This window comes from Paracoccus sp. SY (genome assembly GCF_002901215.1).
In the GTDB taxonomy this organism is placed as follows: domain Bacteria; phylum Pseudomonadota; class Alphaproteobacteria; order Rhodobacterales; family Rhodobacteraceae; genus Paracoccus; species Paracoccus acridae.
The window spans coordinates 17330-35113 of record NZ_NWMQ01000021.1 but is presented as its reverse complement, the minus strand read 5'-3'; the positions used below and the strand labels follow the sequence as shown (position 1 = coordinate 35113).

Sequence of the window (17784 nt, the reverse complement as noted above, 5' to 3'; positions counted from 1 at the left end):
GGCGCCCGATCAGGAAGGATCGACCTGGCAGCCGGGATTCATCGTCATCTTCGGGTCCAACGCGTTCTTGATCAAAGCAAGAAGATGACGCCTTACCGCAGGCAGGCGGTCGTCGAAATCGGCTTTCTTCAGCCGCCCGATGCCATGTTCCGCGCTGATCGAGCCGTTGTATCGGTCCAGCACCTCGTTCACGATCTTCTTTGCCGTCAGGATCTGGGCGTCGATGCCGGCGGGACCCTGGGCAAAGTCCGGCAGGACGTTCAGGTGGACATTGCCGTCGCCCACATGGCCATAGGACACGCAGATGCAGCCCGGCATCCGCGCGCTGACCGCGGCCTCGGCCTCGGCCACGAAATCGGCCAGGCGGGACAGGGGCACCGACACGTCGGTCCGCAGGTGCCGGCCACGCTGGGCCTGGCCCAGGTTCATGCCTTCGCGGATCGCCCAAAGGTTGCGGGCCTGCGCCCGCGACTGGGCCACCACCCCATCGACGGCAAGGCCTGATTCGAAGGCGGATTCCAGAAAGCGGTGCATCAGGTCGTCGATATCGACCAGGCCCGACCCCGAGATCTCGATCAGGGCATAGGCGGGATGGGCGGCGTCCAGCGGGATCGGCAGATCCGGCATCGCTTCCCTTGCCAGGTCGATGGCCAGGGGCGGCATGAACTCGAAGGCCGACATCAGGTCGCAGCAATCCCGGCGCGCCCGGCGGTAAAGCTCGATCGCGTCCTCAAGCCGGGACAGGGCGACAAGGGCGGTGGCGACCTTTTCGGGGGCGGGCAGCAGCTTGATCGACACGGCGGTGACGATGCCCAGCGTGCCTTCCGCGCCGATGAACAGCTGCTTGAGGTCGAGGCCGCTGTTGTCCTTGCGCAGCTGCGACAGCCCGTCGAACAGCTGGCCGTCGGGCAGCACCACCTCCAGCCCCAGAACCAGTTCGCGCGTCATGCCATAGCGCAGCACGTTCACCCCGCCCGCATTGGTGGACACATTGCCGCCGATCTGGCAACTGCCCTGCGCGCCCAGGGTCAGCGGGAAATACAGGCCCACTGCCGCCACGGCCTCCTTGACCTGTTCGAGGACCGCCCCCGCCTCGACCACGGCGGAAAAGTTGTCGGGGTCCAGGCAGCGGATGCGCGACATGCGCTCAAGCGTGACGACCACCTGCCGGAAAGGCTGGTCGGGCAGGGCGCCCAGGACCAGCCCGGTATTGCCGCCCTGCGGCACGATCTGCAGGTCCAGGGCCACGGCCGCGCGGACGCAGGCCTGCACCTCGGCGGTGTCGCGGGGGCGCAGGACCGCAACCGCGTCGCTTTGCACATCGCCATGCCAGTCGCGGCAATAGGGCAGGACCGCGTCCCCGGTCAGCACCATGTCGGGGCCCAGCATCGCGGTCAGCCGTTCTGCCAGGGGCAGGTCTTTTTCACCGGAAACCCCGGCCGCCATGTCAGGCAGTTCCTGTTGATCGTGCATCGCCGTGCCTTACGGATATTTATGTTTGCAGGTCATCAGACAATCATACTAATCTAAATCGTCCGGTTTTCCAGCCGGATCTGGAAAGGGAGGGCGCGAATGCATGTGCTGACCATCGGGGCGGCGGGGATGCTGGGCCGCAAGCTGACGCAACGGCTTGTGCAAATGGGCGAAATCGCCGGAACCCCGGTCAAGGAGATGACCCTGGTCGATGTGATCGCGCCCGACATGCCGGAAGGTTTCGCGGGACAGGTCCGGCTGCTTGCCGCGGATCTCTCCGCGCCCGGCACCGCCGCCGAACTGATCCAGGGACGGCCGGATATTATCTTCCATTTCGCAGCCATCGTGTCGGGCGAGGCCGAGGCCGATTTCGAAAAGGGCTACCGGATCAACCTGGACGCCACCCGCGACCTGTTCGAGGCGATCCGCCATGCCCATGCCGCCGACGGCTATTTCCCGCGCGTGGTCTTCGCCTCGTCCATCGCGGTGATGGGGGCGCCGCTGCCCTATCCGATCCCCGACGATTTCCACGCGACGCCGCTGACCAGCTATGGCACGCAGAAGGCGATCACGGAACTGCTGCTGGCCGACTACACGCGCCGCGGCTTCTTCGACGGGATCGGCATCCGGCTGCCCACGATCTGCATCCGCCCCGGCAAGCCCAACAAGGCGGCCTCGGGCTTCTTCTCCTCGATCCTGCGCGAACCTCTTGTCGGGCAAGAGGCCGTCCTGCCGGTGCCCGACAGCGTCCGTCACTGGCACACCTCGCCCCGGTCGGCGGTGGGCTTCATGATCCACGCGGCCAGCATGGACCTGTCCAAGGTGGGGCCGCGGCGCAACCTGTCGATGCCGGGCGTCAGCGCCACCGTGGGCGACCAGATCGAGGCCCTTCGCCGCATCGCGGGCGAAGACGCGGTCCGGCTGATCCGCCGCGAACCGGACCCGGCCATCACCCGGATGTGCGAAGGCTGGGCGCCCGGCTTCGAAGCGAAACGCGCCCGCGAATTGGGCTTCGTGTCCGAAGACAGCTTCGACGACATCATTCGCGCCCATGTCGAGGACGAACTGGGCGGCACGCTATGACCCGGATCGCGTTCCTGGGGACCGGTCTGATGGGCGCGCCGATGGCGCGGCGCCTGCTGGGGGCGGGCCACCATGCCGCCGTCTGGAACCGCAGTCCCGAAAAGGCGCAGGCGCTGGCCCAGGCGGGCGCCGTGCCCGCCGCCGATCCCGCGCAGGCCGTGGCCGGCGCCGAGGTGGTGTTCACCATGCTGGCGGACGGGGCCGCGGTGGCCGATGTGCTGTTCGCGCGCGGCGTCGTTGATGCCATGTCCGGGGACGCGGTGCTGGTCGATACCTCGTCCATCGCGCCCGCACAGGCCCGCGACCATGCCGCGGCCCTGGCCGCCAGGGGCATCGCGGCGATCGATTGCCCGGTCTCGGGCGGGGTTCCGGGGGCCGAGAACGGCACGCTTGCGCTGATGGCCGGGGGCGAGGCCGGGGTGATCGCCCGCATCGCCGATGTCATGGCGCCGCTGGGCCGGTTGACGCATGTCGGGCCGGCGGGGGCGGGACAGGTCTGCAAGCTGGCGAACCAGCAGATCGTCGCCATCACCATCGGCGCCGTGGCCGAGGCGATGATGCTAGTGTCATCCGGCGGGGCCGACCGCGCCAAATTCCGCGAGGCGATCCGCGGCGGCTTTGCCGAAAGCCGCATCCTGGACCTGCATGGCGGCCGGATGGTCGCGCGGGACTTCCGGCCGGGCGGGTCTTCCCGGTTCCATTTGAAGGACCTGAACGCCGTCGCCGATCTGGCGGCGGGCGCGGGGCTGGCCCTGCCGCTGACCGAAACGGTGCGGACGGCCTTCAGCGATTTCGTGGCCTCGGGCCATGGCGACACAGACCACAGCGGGCTGCTGCTTCATCTGGAAGCGATGAATGGCGCGCATCCCGAAGCGAAGGACGACCGATGACTGACACCCCGCCCCGCCGCCTGCGTTCGCAGGACTGGTTCGACAACCCGGACCACGCCGACATGACCGCGCTTTATCTTGAACGGTTCATGAACTATGGCACCACGCCCGAGGAATTGCGATCGGGCCGCCCCATCATCGGCATCGCCCAGTCGGGCAGCGACCTGAACCCCTGCAACCGCCACCACCTGGATCTGGCCCGCCGGGTGCGCGACGGCATCCGCGACGCGGGCGGCATCCCGATCGAGTTTCCCAGCCACCCCCTGTTCGAGAACTGCAAGCGCCCCACCGCCGCGCTGGACCGCAACCTGGCCTATCTGGGCCTGGTGGAACTGCTTTATGGCTATCCCTTCGACGGAGTGGTGCTGACCACGGGCTGCGACAAGACCACGCCGTCCGCGATCATGGCGGCGGCGACGGTGGACATCCCGGCCATCGTGCTGTCGGGCGGGCCGATGCTGGACGGCTGGCACGAAGGCAAGCTGGCGGGGTCGGGCACCGTCATCTGGCAGTCGCGCCGCAAATACGCCGCCGGAGAGATCAGCCGCGACGAGTTCCTGCAGACCGCCTTGGACAGCGCGCCGTCCATCGGCCATTGCAACACGATGGGCACCGCCTCCACGATGAATGCCATCGCCGAGGCGCTTGGCATGTCGCTGACCGGCTGCGCGGCGATCCCCGCCGCCTATCGCGAACGGGGCCAGATCGCCTATCGCACCGGGTTGCGCGCGGTGGAACTGGTGCGAGAGGATCTGCGCCCGTCGCATATCCTGACGCGCAGGGCCTTCCTGAACGCGATCCGCGTGAACTCGGCCATCGGCGGGTCCACCAACGCCCAGCCGCATCTGATGGCGATGGCCAAGCATGCGGGCGTGGCGCTGGATCCGTCCGACTGGCAGACGCACGGCTATGACGTGCCCTTGCTGGCCAATGTCCAGCCCGCCGGCGCCTATCTGGGCGAACGCTTCCACCGCGCGGGCGGGGTGCCCGCGATCATGTGGGAACTGATGGGGGCTGGCTTGCTGGAAGGGGACTGCCCCACCGTCACCGGCCGGACCATGGCCGAGAACCTTGTGGGCCGCGAGGCCACCGACCGCGAAGTGATCCGCCCCTTCGACGCGCCGCTGATGGACCGCGCGGGCTTCCTGGTGCTGAAGGGCAACCTGTTCGACTTCGCGATCATGAAGACCAGCGTGATTTCCGAGGATTTCCGCGCCCGCTACCTGTGCCAGCCGGGCCACGAGGGCGTGTTCGAGGGCACGGCCTTCGTCTTCGACGGATCGGCGGACTATCACGACCGGATCAACGACCCGGACCTGCCCATCGACGAGAACTCGATCCTGGTGATCCGGGGTGCAGGGCCGCTTGGCTGGCCCGGCGCGGCCGAGGTGGTGAACATGCAGCCGCCCGACCGCCTGCTGAAGCGGGGCATCCGCAGCCTGCCCACCCTTGGCGACGGGCGGCAGTCGGGGACGGCGGACAGCCCGTCGATCCTGAACGCCTCGCCGGAAAGCGCGGCGGGGGGCGGGCTTGCCTTCCTGCGCACGGGCGACCGGATCCGCATCGACCTGAACCACGGCCGCTGCGACATGCTGGTGGACGATGCCGAGATCGCGCGCCGCAGGGCCGAGGGGCTGCCGCCCGTCCCGCCCTCGGCCACGCCCTGGCAGCGGATCTATCGTGAAACGGTGACGCAGCTTGAAGACGGCGCGACCATCCGGGGCGCCGAGGATTTCCGCCGCATCAGCGCGACCCTGCCCCGCCATAACCACTGATGCGGCGCGCGCCCCTGTCCGACCAGCCGTCCGAGGAGAGATGAAGATGTCCATTTCGCTGTTTGACCTGACCGGCAGGACGGCCCTTGTCACCGGTTCTTCGCGGGGGCTGGGGCGGGCCTTCGCGGAAGGACTGGCCGGGGCGGGCGCGCGCGTCATCCTGAACGGCCAGGACCCCGACCGGCTGGAAGCCGCGGCCGCCGCCATGCGCGCTAACGGGCATGACGTGCTGACGCTTGCCTTCGACGTGGCCGACGAAGACGCCATCGTCGCGGCCTTCCGGCACCTGGACGCCCAGGGGATCGAGGTGGACATCCTGGTGAACAACGCAGGCATCCAGTTCCGCCGCCCCATGCTGGAACTGGACAGCGCCGATTGGCGGCGGGTGATCGACATCAACCTGACCTCGGCCTTCGTCATCGGCCGAGAGGCGGCGCGCCGCATGGCCCCGCGCGGTCGGGGCAAGATCATCAACATCGGCTCGGTCAATTCGCAGATGGCCCGCGTCACCATCGCCCCCTATACGGCGGCCAAGGGCGGCATCGTGATGCTGACCAAGGCCATGGCCGCCGAATGGGGCGAAAAGGGCATCCAGGCCAATGCCATAGGTCCCGGCTACATGGTCACGGAGATGAACAAGGCCCTGCTGGAAAACCCCGATTTCGACGCCTGGGTCAAGGGACGCACGCCGATGCGCCGCTGGGGCCTGCCCAGGGAGCTGGCTGGCACGGTGATATACCTGGCATCCGACGCATCCAGCTATGTGTCGGGCCAGATCATCTATGCCGACGGAGGCATGACCTCGGTGCTGTGACGGGCACCGCCAATGTCTGGACCGCCATGTCCCTGGACGAGGAAAACGGGCTGGTCCATCTGCCCGTGTCCAGCCCCGGTGCGGATTACCACGGCGGCACGCGGCTGGATCAGATCCCGCTTGCGACCTCGGTCACGGCGCTGGACGGCGAAACGGTCTGGTCGCGCCAACTGGTCCGTCACGACATCTGGGACCATGACACCGCTTCGGCCCCGACGCTGGTGGATCCCCGGCGAGGGCGGGGCCATCTCCGCCTTGATCCAGCCGACCAAGATGGGCTTTGCCTTCGTCCTGAACCGCCTGACCGGCAAGCCGGTCTTCCCGATCGAGGATCGTCCCGTCCCGGCGTCAGACGTTGAAGGTGAGAGGGCCGCCCCGACCCAGCCCGTGCCCACGCTTCCCGCCCCACCACGGGCGACGGCTGGGGCGGGGTGTTCGGCCCGGCCGACATCGCGTCCCTCGGCCATTGCTCGCGACGGTTCGGGGAGCTGCGCTATGAGGGCCGCTATGCGCCGCCCAGCCTGCAAGGGACGCTGGCCATTCCGGCCACGGCGGGCGGCAATTCCATCATCAAGCCGCAGGTCGCCGACCAGCCGGTCGCCTTTGCCCTGCCGGAATGAGGGGACGGCAGGGGCCGGAGGAAACAGGGTCATGACGATCCCCGCTTTCGGTCCCTGAGCCCGGGCGCGCGTCCTAAGGAACCGAACTGCCAGCCTGTTCCTGTCCTATCCAGGCCAGAAAGGCTTCGCGTGCCCGCCGCCTGCCGGCATCGCGGGGCGTCAGGTTGGACTGGATCAGGTAATAGTCGAATTCATCCAGAACCGAGCTTTCGGACAGTTGCACCAGCCGCCCTTCCTTCAGGTCCGGCCCGACCATGGCAAGAGAGCAGAGCGCCACCCCCTGACCGGCCAAGGCGGCGGCACGCAGCAGGTTGAAATCCTCGAAGATGGCTCCTGGCAGGCGGTCGGGGACCACCGTCGATGAACGCGCCAGCCATGTCTTCCAGCCGGACAGGTCGCTGTCGTGCAGCAGCCCGACCCCCAGCAGCCATTCGGCGGACAGGGTGACGGGATCGGTCCCGACCAGGGCGGGGCTGGCGACGGGAACGCTGCGCCCGGACAGGAACGGTTCGGCCAGGACCCCCTCGGCCACGGGGCGGATATCGGCAAAGGTGAACGCCACGTCGGTGGCCGTGAAGTCGATCTCGTGGCCATGATGGGCATAGATCACGCGCAACTGCACATCGGGATGCAGGGCCCGGAACCGCGGCAGCCGGGGGATCAGCCAGCAGACCGCCACGGAAGGGATCGCCGCCACGACCACCGCCCCGTCCGCGGATGCGGGCCGCGCCCTGCGGCAGGCCGCATCGATCCCGTCGAACGCCGTCGTGAGATCGCGGGCCAGGGCGATGCCGCGCGGCAAGAGCCGGGGCGTCCGCCCGCTGCGGTCGAACAGCGACACACCCAGCCAGTCTTCCAGATGCTTGATCTGGTGGCTGATCGCCGATTGCGTCACGCACAGATCCTCGGCCCCCGCGCGAAAGCTTCCCGTCCGGGCCACGGCCTCGAAGGCGCGAAGCGCATTCAGCGGAGGTTGGGTCATCCGTCTGCCTTCACATGAGAATACCTAATCACCGCTTTATAAATGGTCCTTTGACTGCTGCATACCTTCCTCGCATCCTCCAGGAAATGTCATGGAAGGAGGAATGCCATGAGCGAACGCGAAAGACTTCAGGACTTTGTCGGCAACGGGGACAAGGCAAGGGGCACCTTCTCGGATGCCGAGATGCAGCGCCGGCTGGATGCGATCCGCGCGCACATGGCCGGCAACGCCATCGACGCGGCATTGTTCACGTCCTATCACAACATCAACTATTATGCCGATTTCATGTTCTGCCAGTTCGGGCGGCGCTATGGCTTCTTCGTCGATCATGACCACGCCACGTCGATCAGCGCGGGCATCGACGGCGGCCAGCCCTGGCGGCGCACCTTCGGGGGGCGGAACCTGACCTATACCGACTGGCAGAAGGACAACTATTTCCACGCCATCCGCCAGGTCATCGGCGGCGCCAGGCGGATCGGGATCGAGTTCGACCACGTCAACATCGACCTGCTGGCCCAGCTGAAGGCGGAATTCCCCGGCGTCGAGTTCGTGGACATCGCCGCCCCCGCCATGCGCCTGCGCATGATCAAGTCGGCCGAGGAGATCGCCCATATCACCGAAATGGCGCGCATCGCCGATATCGGCGGCGCGGCCTGCGTCGAGGCCGCGGCCGTGGGCGTGCCGGAACACGAGGTGGCGCTGCATTCCACCGCGACCATGGTGCGAGAGATCGCGAAGTCCTGGCCCGAGGGCGAGCTGATGGACACCTGGACCTGGTTCCAGTCGGGCATCAACACGGACGGCGCCCATAACCCGGTCACCTCGCGCCGGATCGGACGCGGCGACATCCTGTCGCTGAACTGCTTCCCGATGGTCGCGGGCTATTACGTCGCGCTTGAACGCACCCTGTTCGCCGAGGAAGCCAGCGACGACCATATCCGCCTGTGGGACTTCAACTGCCAGGTCCACGACCGCGGCAAGGAACTGCTGGTGCCCGGTGCGAAATGTTCCGACATCGCGGCCGAACTGAACGAGATGTATGCCGCCCAGGATCTGCTGCAATACCGCAGCTTCGGCTATGGCCACAGCTTCGGCGTGCTGTCGCATTATTACGGCCGCGAAGCGGGGCTGGAACTGCGCGAGGATTGCGACACGGTCCTGGAACCCGGCATGGTCGTCAGCATGGAACCGATGATCACCATCCCCGAAGGCCGGCCGGGCGCCGGGGGATATCGCGAACACGACATCCTGGTGATCGAGGAAGGCGGCAACCGCAACATCACCGGCTTCCCCTATGGTCCCGACCACCTGATCGTCAGGAAGGCGGGCAAGGCCAAGGCCGCCTGAGACAACGACCGGCGGGGCGCAGACCCCGCCGGTTTCGCTTTCGGCAAGACGCCAAAGCCGTCGGCGCACCGGGAGGGTCGGGCCGGCAACGATGACACCTGCCATCATCGGTCCACATGGGAGGAGACCATGACCATGACCGCCATGACCATGCCCGCCGCGGCGGGACCTGACACCAGTGCGGATGCCAAGGCCACGCCGGCCGTCCTGCGCAAGGTCCTGACCGCCAGCTTCATCGGCAATTTCGTCGAATGGTTCGACTATGCATCCTACGGCTATTTCGCGACGGTGATCGCCGTCGTCTTTTTCCCCGAGATCGCGCCCTCGGCGGCGCTGCTGGCGACTTTCGCGGTCTTCGCGATCTCGTTCGTCATCCGCCCGGTCGGCGGCATCGTCTGGGGCAGCATCGGCGACCGTGTCGGCCGCAAGACGGCGCTGTCCTGGTCGATCCTGATCATGTCGGGGGCGACCACCCTGATCGCGCTTCTTCCCGGATACGCACAGATCGGGATCGCCGCGCCGATCCTGCTTCTGGTCCTGCGCATGGTGCAGGGGTTTTCCGCATCCGGCGAATATGCGGGCGCGGCGTCGTTCCTGGCGGAATATGCGCCCCCCGAAAAGCGCGGCTTCTATACCAGCATGGTTCCCGCCAGCACCGCTGCGGGGCTTCTGGCGGGATCGCTGATATCGGCGCTGCTGTTCTCGGTCCTGGACACCGAACAGTTGCAAGGCTGGGGCTGGCGCCTGCCGTTGCTGCTGGCCTTTCCGATGGGGCTTGTCGGCCTTTACATCCGGCTGAAGCTGGAGGACACGCCCAAGTTCCGCGAGATGGAGGCCCGGCACCATGTCGAGGCCACCCCCACGCGCGAACTGTTCACCACCTATCGCAAGCCGATGGTGCGGGCCTTCGCCGTCACCTGCCTCAACGCGGTCGGCTTCTACCTGATCCTCAGCTACATGCCGACCTATCTGATCACCGGGATGGGCATGGACGAAAGCGCGTCGTTCTTGGCCAACAGCATCGCGCTGACCGCCTATATCTTCCTGATCTTCCTGATGGGCACGCTGTCGGACCGGTTCGGGCGAAGGACCGCGCTGATCAGCGCGTCGGTGCTGTTCATCCTGCTGACGGTGCCGCTGTTCGGGATGCTGGACGGCGCAAGTTTCGGCATGATCGTCCTGATCCAGGTCATCTTCGGCGCCCTGCTGACCGTGAACGACGGCACGCTGCCCTGCTTCCTGACCGAGATCTTTCCGACGCGCGTGCGTTATTCGGGCTTCGCCTTCAGCTTCAACACCGCCAATGCGCTGTTCGGCGGCACCGCGCCCTTTATCGCCACCTGGCTGATCGCCGCCACGGGCAGCAAGGCCGCCCCCGCCTGGTTCCTGGTGGCCGCGGCCGTGGTGGCCCTGATGGCCATGCTGTCCTGTCGGGAAACCGCCGGGAGGCCCCTGGAAGACTGACGCGGCATCGTCCCGGGCGGCCGGGCCCGGCCCGGTCGATGGGACGATACCGGATCGGGCATGAGTGTATCTCATCATCCGATGAGGAAAGCTCCTTTGACAGAAGGTGCATTCGGACGCTCCGCTTTGGGAAAAAGACAGCCTCGGGCCAAGACCGGCCAGGCTGATGACATCCACATCCAGCAGGGGACGCATCATGAAGACATCACTCATCCTCAGCACCGCACTGGCGCTGGTCGCGACAGCAGGCATGGCGGACCAGATCACCGTCATGTCCTGGGGCGGCACCTATAGCCAAAGCCAGGTCGAGGCTTACCAGAAGCCCTTCACGGCACAGACCGGCATCACCGTCACCTCCGTGGACAGCGACAATCCCGCCATCCCCATCAAGGCCCAGGTCGGGGCAGGCAATGTCACCATCGATGTGGTGGACATCGAATATGCCGACGCCATCCGCCTCTGCGATGAAGGCCTGCTGGAGGAGATCGACCCCGCCATCCTGCCCCCCGCGCCCGATGGCACGCCCGCGACCGAGGATTTCCTTCCCCAGGGTCTCAGCGACTGCGCGGTGGGTTCGATCGTCTTCTCGACCGTCTATGCCTATGACCGCACGCGCTTCCCGGACAACCCGCCTTCGACCATCGCCGACTTCTTCGACACCACCGCCTTTCCCGGCAAGCGCGGCCTGAAGAAGGCACCCAAGGCATTGCTAGAAATGGCCCTGATGGGCGACGGCGTTCCGGCCGACCAGGTCTATGACCTGCTGTCCACCCCCGAAGGCGTCGATCGCGCCTTTGCCAAGCTGGACGGCATCAGGAACGACGTCGTCTGGTGGGAAACCGGGGCGCAGGCGCCGCAGCTTCTGGCCGACGGAGAGGTGGTGATGTCCACCGCCTATAACGGCCGGATCTTCAACGCCGCCCTGTCCGAAGGCCGTCCCTTCGACATCGTCTGGGACGGACAGGTTTATGAATACAACCTGTTCGCCATTCCAAAGGGCGCCCCGAACAAGGACGCGGCCCTGGAATACATCGCCTTCGCCACCGGCACGCAAAGGCTGGCGGATCAGGCCAGATGGATCAGCTATGGGCCGGCCCGCAAGTCGTCGGCGCCCCTGGTCGGCCTTTACCAGGACGGCAAGACCGAGATGGCCCCGAACATGCCGACCAACCCCGACAACATGAAGAACGCGCTGGGGTCGTCCTATGACTTCTGGGTCGATCACGAGGCCGAGTTGACGGAACGCTTCAACGCCTGGCTGTCGGCGGGCTGAGGGCGGGCAGTCCCCTTGGGATACGGCGGATGCGCGGCAGACCTCTGCGGTCTGCGCGCAGCGCGAAGCCGAGGGCCGGCGGCATGAACCATTACCTCCTTCAGGCGTGAGCGCGGGAATCGCGGGTTTCCGGTCCCAGCGGCCGGATGCCGGGCGCCTTGGCTGTTCGGGACAACGCGATGGGGCGCAGATAAGGATGCGCGTACCGTTTCGGGCGTTTCGCGCGTTGGGTGCCGTCCGTGTCACGGTGCGGACCTCCGCCGGGCCGTTCCAAGCCCATCAGCGCCATCCGAACACGCGGGAACCGCCGCCCATGACCGCAGACCAGACCGCCACCCGGCCCCGGCTTCTGTCCATCGCCACGGCGGTGCCGCCCCATCCCATGCACCAGGACGACATCCTGCGCGAATCCCGCGCGCTGCTGCAATCGCGCTTTGCACAATTCGACCGCCTGGCGCCTGCCTTTCGCAACGCCGGCATCGACTGGCGCCATTCGGTGGTGCCGCTGGACTGGTTCCGCCAGCCGCATGGCTGGGTGGACCGGACGGCGGCCTTCGCGGCGGGCGCGGCCGACCTGTTCCGGCGGGCCGCCGGGGCGGCGCTGGACCAGGCGGGGCTGCGGGCCGATCAGGTGGACGTGATCGTCACGGTCTGCTCGACCGGGATCGTCACCCCCACGCTCGAGGCATTGGTGGCCCGCGACATGGGCTTTCGCGCCGATGTCACGCGCGTGCCCATCTTCGGCCTGGGCTGCGCGGGGGGCGTGTCGGGGCTGTCGGTCGCAGCCGACCTGGCGGCGGCGCGGCCCGGCGCGGTGGTCCTGCTGGTCGCGGTCGAGACCTGCACCCTGCTGTTCCGCCTGGACCGGCTGGCCAAGGCCGACATCATCGCCACGGCCCTGTTCGGCGACGGCGCGGCGGCGGTCGTGCTGCGGGCGGGCGTGGACGCGGATGGCGGCAGTCCCGTGATCGGCCGGGGCCTGCAGCACATGTGGCCGGACACGCTGGGCATGATGGGCTGGACGGTCGAGGAAACCGGCCTGGGCGTGATCTTCGACCGCTCGATCCCCGACTTCGCCGAGGCCGAGCTGCGGGCGGCCCTGGACAGCCTGGCCCCCGACCGCGACGTGGACCGCTATGTCTGCCACCCCGGTGGCGCGAAGGTCATCACCGCCCTGGAGGCCACGCTGGATCTGGCGGCGGGGACGCTGGATGTCGAACGCCGGGTGCTGGCCCAGAACGGCAACATGTCCGCGCCGACCGTGCTGTTCGTTCTGGCCGCCGTGCTGCGCAACAGTCCGCCGCCGAAGCTGATGGCGATGGCGTTGGGACCGGGCTTCACGCTGTCGGTCTTGCCGATCATGGTGGCCTGAGATGGACCCCCACCTTCCCGCCCTGGCATTCATCGCCTTTCTGCTGCTGCAGCGGGGGGCGGAACTGGTCATCGCCCGCCGCAACACGCGCCGCCTTCTGGCGCGGGGGGCGGTCGAACACGGCGCCGGGCATTACCCGCTGATCGTCGCGATGCACGCGGCCTGGCTTCTGGCGATCGCGGTCCTCGGCTGGTCGAACCCGATCCATCTGGGCTGGCTTGCGGCCTTCGCGGTCCTGCAGGTCTTGCGGCTCTGGGTGCTTGTCAGCCTCGGATCCCGCTGGACCACCCGCATCATCGTCCTGGACGAACCGCTGGTCGCGCGCGGCCCCTATCGCTGGGTTTCGCACCCCAACTACATGGTCGTGATCGCCGAGATCATCGTGGCGCCGATGGTCCTGGGATTGTGGCCGGTGGCCGCCGTCTTCACGATCCTGAATGCCCTGATCCTGCGCATCCGGATCCGCGAGGAGGCCCGTGTCCTCGGCCTGCGCCCATGACGGTTGCACCTTGGTTGGTGCAATCATCGCGTGCGGGAATCACCTAAATCTGCTATGCTGGCGTCTCAAGGACGGATCGGCCCGAAAAGCGGGGCAGAGGCCGGGCCTCCGGCGGATACCTCGGTCTGGCCGACCCCTGCACGGGGAGGATGCAGCCATGACAGGAAGAACCATCGGCAACCCGGTAAGCTGGAGCGCGCAGAAGCTGGCCGGCATGGGGCGGGGCGTGGGACATGCCATCGACGGGATCGGCGGCCATCAGATCGCACGACCACAGGTCAACCGGATCGAACTTGCCGATCTTCGCATGGCCCTGAGGGAAGGTGCCCGCGACTTTGCCGCATTGCGGTCGGACGTGATCTTCCTGGTGGCCCTTTATCCGGTCATCGGCTTCATCCTGGCGGTCTGGGTCTTGAACGCCGGTCAGGTCCACCTGCTGTTTCCCCTTGTGGCGGGCTTTCCGCTGATCGGCCCTGCCGCCGCCGTCGGCCTTTACGAGATGAGCCGCCGTCGCGAGGCGGGCTTGCCCGCTAACTGGGGCGCCGCACTCTCGGCCTTGGGCGGGCGGGTGCTTGGGCCGGTGCTGATGCTTGGCCTGCTTCTGCTGGTGGTCTTCGTGCTGTGGCTGAACACCGCCCATGCGATCTGGTCCGCGACACTGGGGCCGCAGACCTATGACAGCCTTCTGGTCCTGCTGCGCGACTGCCTGACGACCCAGGCGGGCCAAGAGATGCTGATCCTGGGGGTCGCCACCGGCTTTCTGTTCGCCGTCCTGGTGCTTTCCATCGGCATGGTGTCCTTCCCCATGCTGATCGACCGGCCCGTGGGTGTCCCCATGGCGCTTGCGACCTCGCTGGCGGTGGCAAGGGCTAATCCGGGCGCCACGGCCGCCTGGGGGATGATCGTCTGCGGGGCGCTGTTGCTGGGGATGATTCCGTTCTTTGCCGGGCTGATCGTGGTGCTGCCGATTCTGGGCCATGCGACCTGGCATCTTTATCGCCGCGCGGTGACCTTCCCAGACCCCGCCGCCGGATGATTGCCCGTCGCGGCGGCCAGCCGACGGATGGTCGACACGCACCTGTATCGGGCAGCCTCTGAACCCGCCGCGTGTCGAAAGGATTCCGTGCTGTCGAGGCGCCGGTGATCGACGGATGGTGACAGGGGGCCTTGGACACGACCCAATGTTCCCGCCCCTTGCTGATGGCGGTGGCACGCAGTTGACTTTGATGGCCCGGATCACCATCTATGAAGCATGGCTATCATGTTGAACCATAACCGGCGCCGGCCGAGCATCAAGGGTCCGATGCTGAACCGCGGCTGACCCCGCAGGGGGCGGAGTTGCATCCGGCCACCACTGCGGGGACCTGGAACATCCTTCTTCACATTCGGGCAGCCAAGGGACCGCGCGCAGGCGTGTCGGTCGCAAGCCGCCCCGGGGTTCAGCATCGTCGTTGCACGATCCGTCGATCGGACCTGCAGCGGCCCGATGACGCAGGAGGCCGTCATGCCACATGATTCAGGACCGTGGGATCCGTTTGCCGCGCGCATCCCTTTTTCCTCAGGAAGCACCGCAGGGATCATCCCTTCCTTGCGACAGCGCGTCAGGGCGGCGCTTCGCCCGCTTTACAGGCGCCGCGCGATCCAAACGCTCCAAGGCCTTGATGATCGGCTGCTCCATGACATCGGCCTGCCGCGGCATGAGATCGGCCGGGTGGCCGACGATCTGTTGGCCGACGATCCGCGTCCGGCGCAGGTGCTGCGATCCGGCCGGACCGCATCGGCCCGCTAGAAAGAAGGTCCATGCGGCTGTGCCCGGAAACGGGGGCACGGCCGCATGGCTTGCAAACGCTGCCCGCCCAGCCTAGGTTTTTGGACATGATGATCTTTGCCCATATCGCGAGGTTCCGGATCTATTCCGGGTCTTTGCTGACGCGCTCTCTGCCCCGGGCAGAGGCGGGCGACCGCTGACGCCTCTTCCCGGGCGCGACTTCCTTTCACCGTGTCAGTCAACCGGGCCTCAGGCCCGACCGGGATCATCATGCGCTACACTTCTCAGGACCGGCTCCGGAACGGAGCAGGGCTTATCGCCCGCCAGCACAACCACCTGCCCGCCTTGCGCGACATCTCCATGCTCAGGCCGATCCGCGCCCGGCTGGGGACCTACGATTATTGGCAGCTGAACGAACACAGGCGCCGCTTTCAGGAAATCGGCACCGCGCCGTTCCTGCGGCTGGCGCAACTGATCCGTGCCAAGATGGCCGATGCCGAGGTCGTCAACACCCGCGATGTCGGTCCCGGTGTCGTGACAGGCGCGTCCCGCGTCAGCTTCGTCCTGGGGGCCGGGCAGCCGCAGACCCGGACGCTGTATCACTGGACCTATCCCGACCATGACCGCAGCCGTCTGGCCGTCGGCACCTATCTGGGGGTGACGCTGATCGGTCTGCGCATCGGGCAGGGCATGGCCCTTCTGGACAGCGAGGACGTGCTGGGCACGGTCACGGTCCTGGCCGTCCAGGATCCTGCGGACTTTTGTTCAAGCCTGAACGACTGAAACGAAATCACATTCATGACCTGAAAGGAGACTGCCATGTCTCGATCCCCACGCCGCATCCGTGCGGTCATCGACGCCGATCATGTCGGCCGTCTTGAATCCCTTGCCGACGCCGCCGATGCGGGCTTGCCGGAAGTGGCTGAACCGCTTCTGGCAAAGCTTGCCGCAGCCAAGGTGGTCCCTGCCAGGCAGATGCCCGCGGAGGTGGTCACGATCGGAACGGCGCTGACCTATCGCAACGATGTCACCGGCCGCGAACAGGACGTCACCCTGGCCTGGCCCGAGGACGCCGACATCAGCCAGGGCGCCATTTCGGTGCTGACCCCGATCGGGGTCGCGCTTCTGGGCCTGCCTGTCGGGACCAGTGTCGGCTGGACCACGCGCACGGGCCAGAAAGGTGCCCTGACGGTGCTGCGGCTTGGCCTGCCGCTGGCGGCCGCATGATCCGGGGTTCGCCGTCCCCCCATAAAGCTTCACCATAAAGGATACCCGATGTTCCGCCGTCTTCTTCCCGCGACCTGCTCTGCTTGCCAGGCAAGGATACCCCGTTCTGCCGCCGGGCGTTGCCCGCTGTGCCGGACCGAGTTCGTTGCCGTGACCCAGGCGGCAGCATCGCCGCGAGGGGGGGCGCTGCGGACCTCGAACGGGGAAGGGGATGGCCATGCCATGCTGCGCGATGCAAGGAGGCGGTCTTGAAGCATCTCCGCCGGCTACTTCCACCGGCCGCGCTGTTTGCGATCCTGGTCGTTCTTGGCCTTGGCGGGCCGGGCATCGGGCTGCGCCTGGGCATCGGCGAACCCCCGGAAAATGCCGGGAATGCGTTGCATTTCGCCATCTACCTGTCGCTGGCCTGGCTGCTCAGCAGGATCTCGGGCCTGCTTCTGGGCAACCTGCGACCCCGCAGCAGGCCGATCCCGAAGCTGGTGAAGGACCTCGTGTCGGGACTGCTGTTCCTGATCGCCATCGTGTCGGGCGTCATCCTGATGCTGGGTCATGGCGCCGGCGGCGCCCTGGCCGGGTCCGGGGTGGTGCTGGCGCTGATGGGATTTGCGATCCGGAACGTCGTTGCGGATACCTTGTCGGGGATCGCGCTTGGACTGGAAGGGCCGTTCCGCATCGGTGACTGGGTCGATGTGGAGGGTCTGGGACGCGGCCGCGTGATCGAGATCGGCTGGCGCACCACCCGGCTTCTGACGCGGGATTCGACCTATGTGATCCTTCCCAACAGCCAAGTCTCTCGGCAGCGGATCGTGAACTACAGCGCGCCCAGTTCCGTCTTTCGCGCCCAGGTGGAACTGGTCCTGGATCACGCCATTCCCGCGGAACGGGGCGTCGAGATCCTGCAAGAAGCGTTGTTGCAGGCGCCGATGATCAAGCGGGTGCCCCGGCCGGACGTGCGGGTCCAGTCCATCGGGACCGACGGCGTCCATTACGCGCTGCGATACTGGCTGGACAGGTTCGACCGCGAGATAGAATGCCGCGACGCCATCTGGCGCCAGGTGGACAAGGCGCTCCGAGAGGCCGACGCGACCACGCCCTTGCGCCGGATCACCGTCATGGGTGCGCCGCCGGAGCCCGCCGGCGACATGCCGGCGAAGACGCATGTCCTTTCGCCACAGGCAAGGTCCGCCTGACCTTCAC

18 protein-coding genes are annotated in these 17784 nt (G+C 67.1%); 16 read left to right on the top strand and 2 right to left on the bottom strand.

The window, feature by feature from the left end:
• Window positions 1-9: 9 nt before the first annotated feature.
• Window positions 10-1473: an FAD-binding oxidoreductase gene (locus tag CK944_RS14740; protein ID WP_239986081.1), complete on the bottom strand. Its 1464-nt coding sequence runs from the start codon at window positions 1471-1473 to the stop codon at window positions 10-12.
• A 99-nt stretch (window positions 1474-1572) separates the two neighbouring features.
• On the opposite strand from CK944_RS14740, the gene denD reads away from it, so the two are divergent.
• From denD to CK944_RS14710, 6 genes are all read left to right on the top strand, one after another.
• A complete protein-coding gene (gene denD / locus CK944_RS14735) occupies window positions 1573-2556 on the top strand; it encodes a D-erythronate dehydrogenase (RefSeq protein WP_103173828.1) in 984 nt (327 codons plus the stop codon).
• On the top strand, window positions 2553-3446 hold the full coding sequence (locus CK944_RS14730; protein ID WP_103173827.1) for an NAD(P)-dependent oxidoreductase: 894 nt from the start codon (window positions 2553-2555) through the stop codon (window positions 3444-3446). Before denD ends, CK944_RS14730 begins: the two co-directional genes overlap by 4 nt.
• The gene (locus CK944_RS14725) at window positions 3443-5221 is read left to right on the top strand and encodes an IlvD/Edd family dehydratase (protein ID WP_103173826.1); all 1779 of its coding nucleotides are present in this window, start codon (window positions 3443-3445) and stop codon (window positions 5219-5221) included. The genes CK944_RS14730 and CK944_RS14725 overlap by 4 nt, the downstream gene beginning before the upstream one ends.
• A gap of 46 nt (window positions 5222-5267) precedes the next feature.
• Window positions 5268-6035, top strand: a complete 768-nt coding sequence (locus CK944_RS14720) for an SDR family oxidoreductase (RefSeq protein ID WP_103173846.1) — start codon at window positions 5268-5270, stop codon at window positions 6033-6035.
• Window positions 6032-6394, top strand: a complete 363-nt coding sequence (locus tag CK944_RS14715) for a hypothetical protein (protein WP_103173825.1) — start codon at window positions 6032-6034, stop codon at window positions 6392-6394. The genes CK944_RS14720 and CK944_RS14715 overlap by 4 nt, the downstream gene beginning before the upstream one ends.
• A 72-nt stretch (window positions 6395-6466) precedes the next feature.
• Window positions 6467-6655 (top strand): hypothetical protein, encoded by a 189-nt coding sequence (locus CK944_RS14710; protein ID WP_103173824.1) that lies wholly within the window; start codon window positions 6467-6469, stop codon window positions 6653-6655.
• Between the two features lie 73 nt (window positions 6656-6728).
• Here the strand turns inward: CK944_RS14710 and CK944_RS14705 are convergent, their stop codons facing one another.
• Complete coding sequence (locus CK944_RS14705) at window positions 6729-7637, bottom strand: LysR family transcriptional regulator (RefSeq protein WP_103173823.1); 909 nt, start codon at window positions 7635-7637, stop codon at window positions 6729-6731.
• Between the two features lie 108 nt (window positions 7638-7745).
• Between CK944_RS14705 and CK944_RS14700 the strand changes: the two genes are divergently transcribed.
• The 10 genes from CK944_RS14700 (at window position 7746) to CK944_RS14655 (ending at window position 17777) form a co-directional block, all read left to right on the top strand.
• On the top strand, window positions 7746-8984 hold the full coding sequence (locus CK944_RS14700) for an aminopeptidase P family protein (protein ID WP_103173822.1): 1239 nt from the start codon (window positions 7746-7748) through the stop codon (window positions 8982-8984).
• Between the two features lie 129 nt (window positions 8985-9113).
• Window positions 9114-10448, top strand: coding sequence for an MFS transporter (locus CK944_RS14695; RefSeq protein WP_103173821.1), 1335 nt, complete (start codon window positions 9114-9116; stop codon window positions 10446-10448).
• Window positions 10449-10644: 196 nt separating this feature from the next.
• A complete protein-coding gene (locus CK944_RS14690) occupies window positions 10645-11721 on the top strand; it encodes an ABC transporter substrate-binding protein (RefSeq protein WP_103173820.1) in 1077 nt (358 codons plus the stop codon).
• Window positions 11722-12034: 313 nt separating this feature from the next.
• Window positions 12035-13093: a type III polyketide synthase gene (locus CK944_RS14685; RefSeq protein ID WP_103173845.1), complete on the top strand. Its 1059-nt coding sequence runs from the start codon at window positions 12035-12037 to the stop codon at window positions 13091-13093.
• 1 nt (window position 13094) lies between these two features.
• The gene (locus CK944_RS14680) at window positions 13095-13592 is read left to right on the top strand and encodes an isoprenylcysteine carboxyl methyltransferase family protein (protein WP_103173819.1); all 498 of its coding nucleotides are present in this window, start codon (window positions 13095-13097) and stop codon (window positions 13590-13592) included.
• Window positions 13593-13749: 157 nt separating this feature from the next.
• Window positions 13750-14628 (top strand): DUF2189 domain-containing protein, encoded by an 879-nt coding sequence (locus CK944_RS14675; protein WP_103173818.1) that lies wholly within the window; start codon window positions 13750-13752, stop codon window positions 14626-14628.
• A gap of 552 nt (window positions 14629-15180) precedes the next feature.
• Window positions 15181-15381, top strand: coding sequence for a DUF1127 domain-containing protein (locus CK944_RS14670; RefSeq protein WP_158248013.1), 201 nt, complete (start codon window positions 15181-15183; stop codon window positions 15379-15381).
• A 249-nt stretch (window positions 15382-15630) separates the two neighbouring features.
• On the top strand, window positions 15631-16143 hold the full coding sequence (locus CK944_RS14665) for a hypothetical protein (protein WP_146038672.1): 513 nt from the start codon (window positions 15631-15633) through the stop codon (window positions 16141-16143).
• Between the two features lie 36 nt (window positions 16144-16179).
• On the top strand, window positions 16180-16587 hold the full coding sequence (gene rnk / locus CK944_RS14660) for a nucleoside diphosphate kinase regulator (protein ID WP_103173815.1): 408 nt from the start codon (window positions 16180-16182) through the stop codon (window positions 16585-16587).
• A gap of 248 nt (window positions 16588-16835) precedes the next feature.
• Window positions 16836-17777, top strand: coding sequence for a mechanosensitive ion channel family protein (locus CK944_RS14655; RefSeq protein WP_103173814.1), 942 nt, complete (start codon window positions 16836-16838; stop codon window positions 17775-17777).
• Window positions 17778-17784 lie beyond the last annotated feature (7 nt).

Bases quoted from the DNA above. Each gene is read 5' to 3' on its own strand.
- CK944_RS14690 (WP_103173820.1), top strand. From the start codon at position 10,645: ATGAAGACATCACTCATCCTCAGCACCGCACTGGCGCTGGTCGCGACA.
- CK944_RS14665 (WP_146038672.1), top strand. From the start codon at position 15,631: ATGCGCTACACTTCTCAGGACCGGCTCCGGAACGGAGCAGGGCTTATC.
- CK944_RS14740 (WP_239986081.1), bottom strand. From the start codon at position 1,473: ATGCACGATCAACAGGAACTGCCTGACATGGCGGCCGGGGTTTCCGGT.
- CK944_RS14700 (WP_103173822.1), top strand. From the start codon at position 7,746: ATGAGCGAACGCGAAAGACTTCAGGACTTTGTCGGCAACGGGGACAAG.
- CK944_RS14695 (WP_103173821.1), top strand. From the start codon at position 9,114: ATGACCATGACCGCCATGACCATGCCCGCCGCGGCGGGACCTGACACC.
- CK944_RS14685 (WP_103173845.1), top strand. From the start codon at position 12,035: ATGACCGCAGACCAGACCGCCACCCGGCCCCGGCTTCTGTCCATCGCC.
- CK944_RS14705 (WP_103173823.1), bottom strand. From the start codon at position 7,637: ATGACCCAACCTCCGCTGAATGCGCTTCGCGCCTTCGAGGCCGTGGCC.
- CK944_RS14720 (WP_103173846.1), top strand. From the start codon at position 5,268: ATGTCCATTTCGCTGTTTGACCTGACCGGCAGGACGGCCCTTGTCACC.
- CK944_RS14725 (WP_103173826.1), top strand. From the start codon at position 3,443: ATGACTGACACCCCGCCCCGCCGCCTGCGTTCGCAGGACTGGTTCGAC.
- CK944_RS14675 (WP_103173818.1), top strand. From the start codon at position 13,750: ATGACAGGAAGAACCATCGGCAACCCGGTAAGCTGGAGCGCGCAGAAG.
- CK944_RS14730 (WP_103173827.1), top strand. From the start codon at position 2,553: ATGACCCGGATCGCGTTCCTGGGGACCGGTCTGATGGGCGCGCCGATG.
- denD (WP_103173828.1), top strand. From the start codon at position 1,573: ATGCATGTGCTGACCATCGGGGCGGCGGGGATGCTGGGCCGCAAGCTG.
- rnk (WP_103173815.1), top strand. From the start codon at position 16,180: ATGTCTCGATCCCCACGCCGCATCCGTGCGGTCATCGACGCCGATCAT.
- CK944_RS14680 (WP_103173819.1), top strand. From the start codon at position 13,095: ATGGACCCCCACCTTCCCGCCCTGGCATTCATCGCCTTTCTGCTGCTG.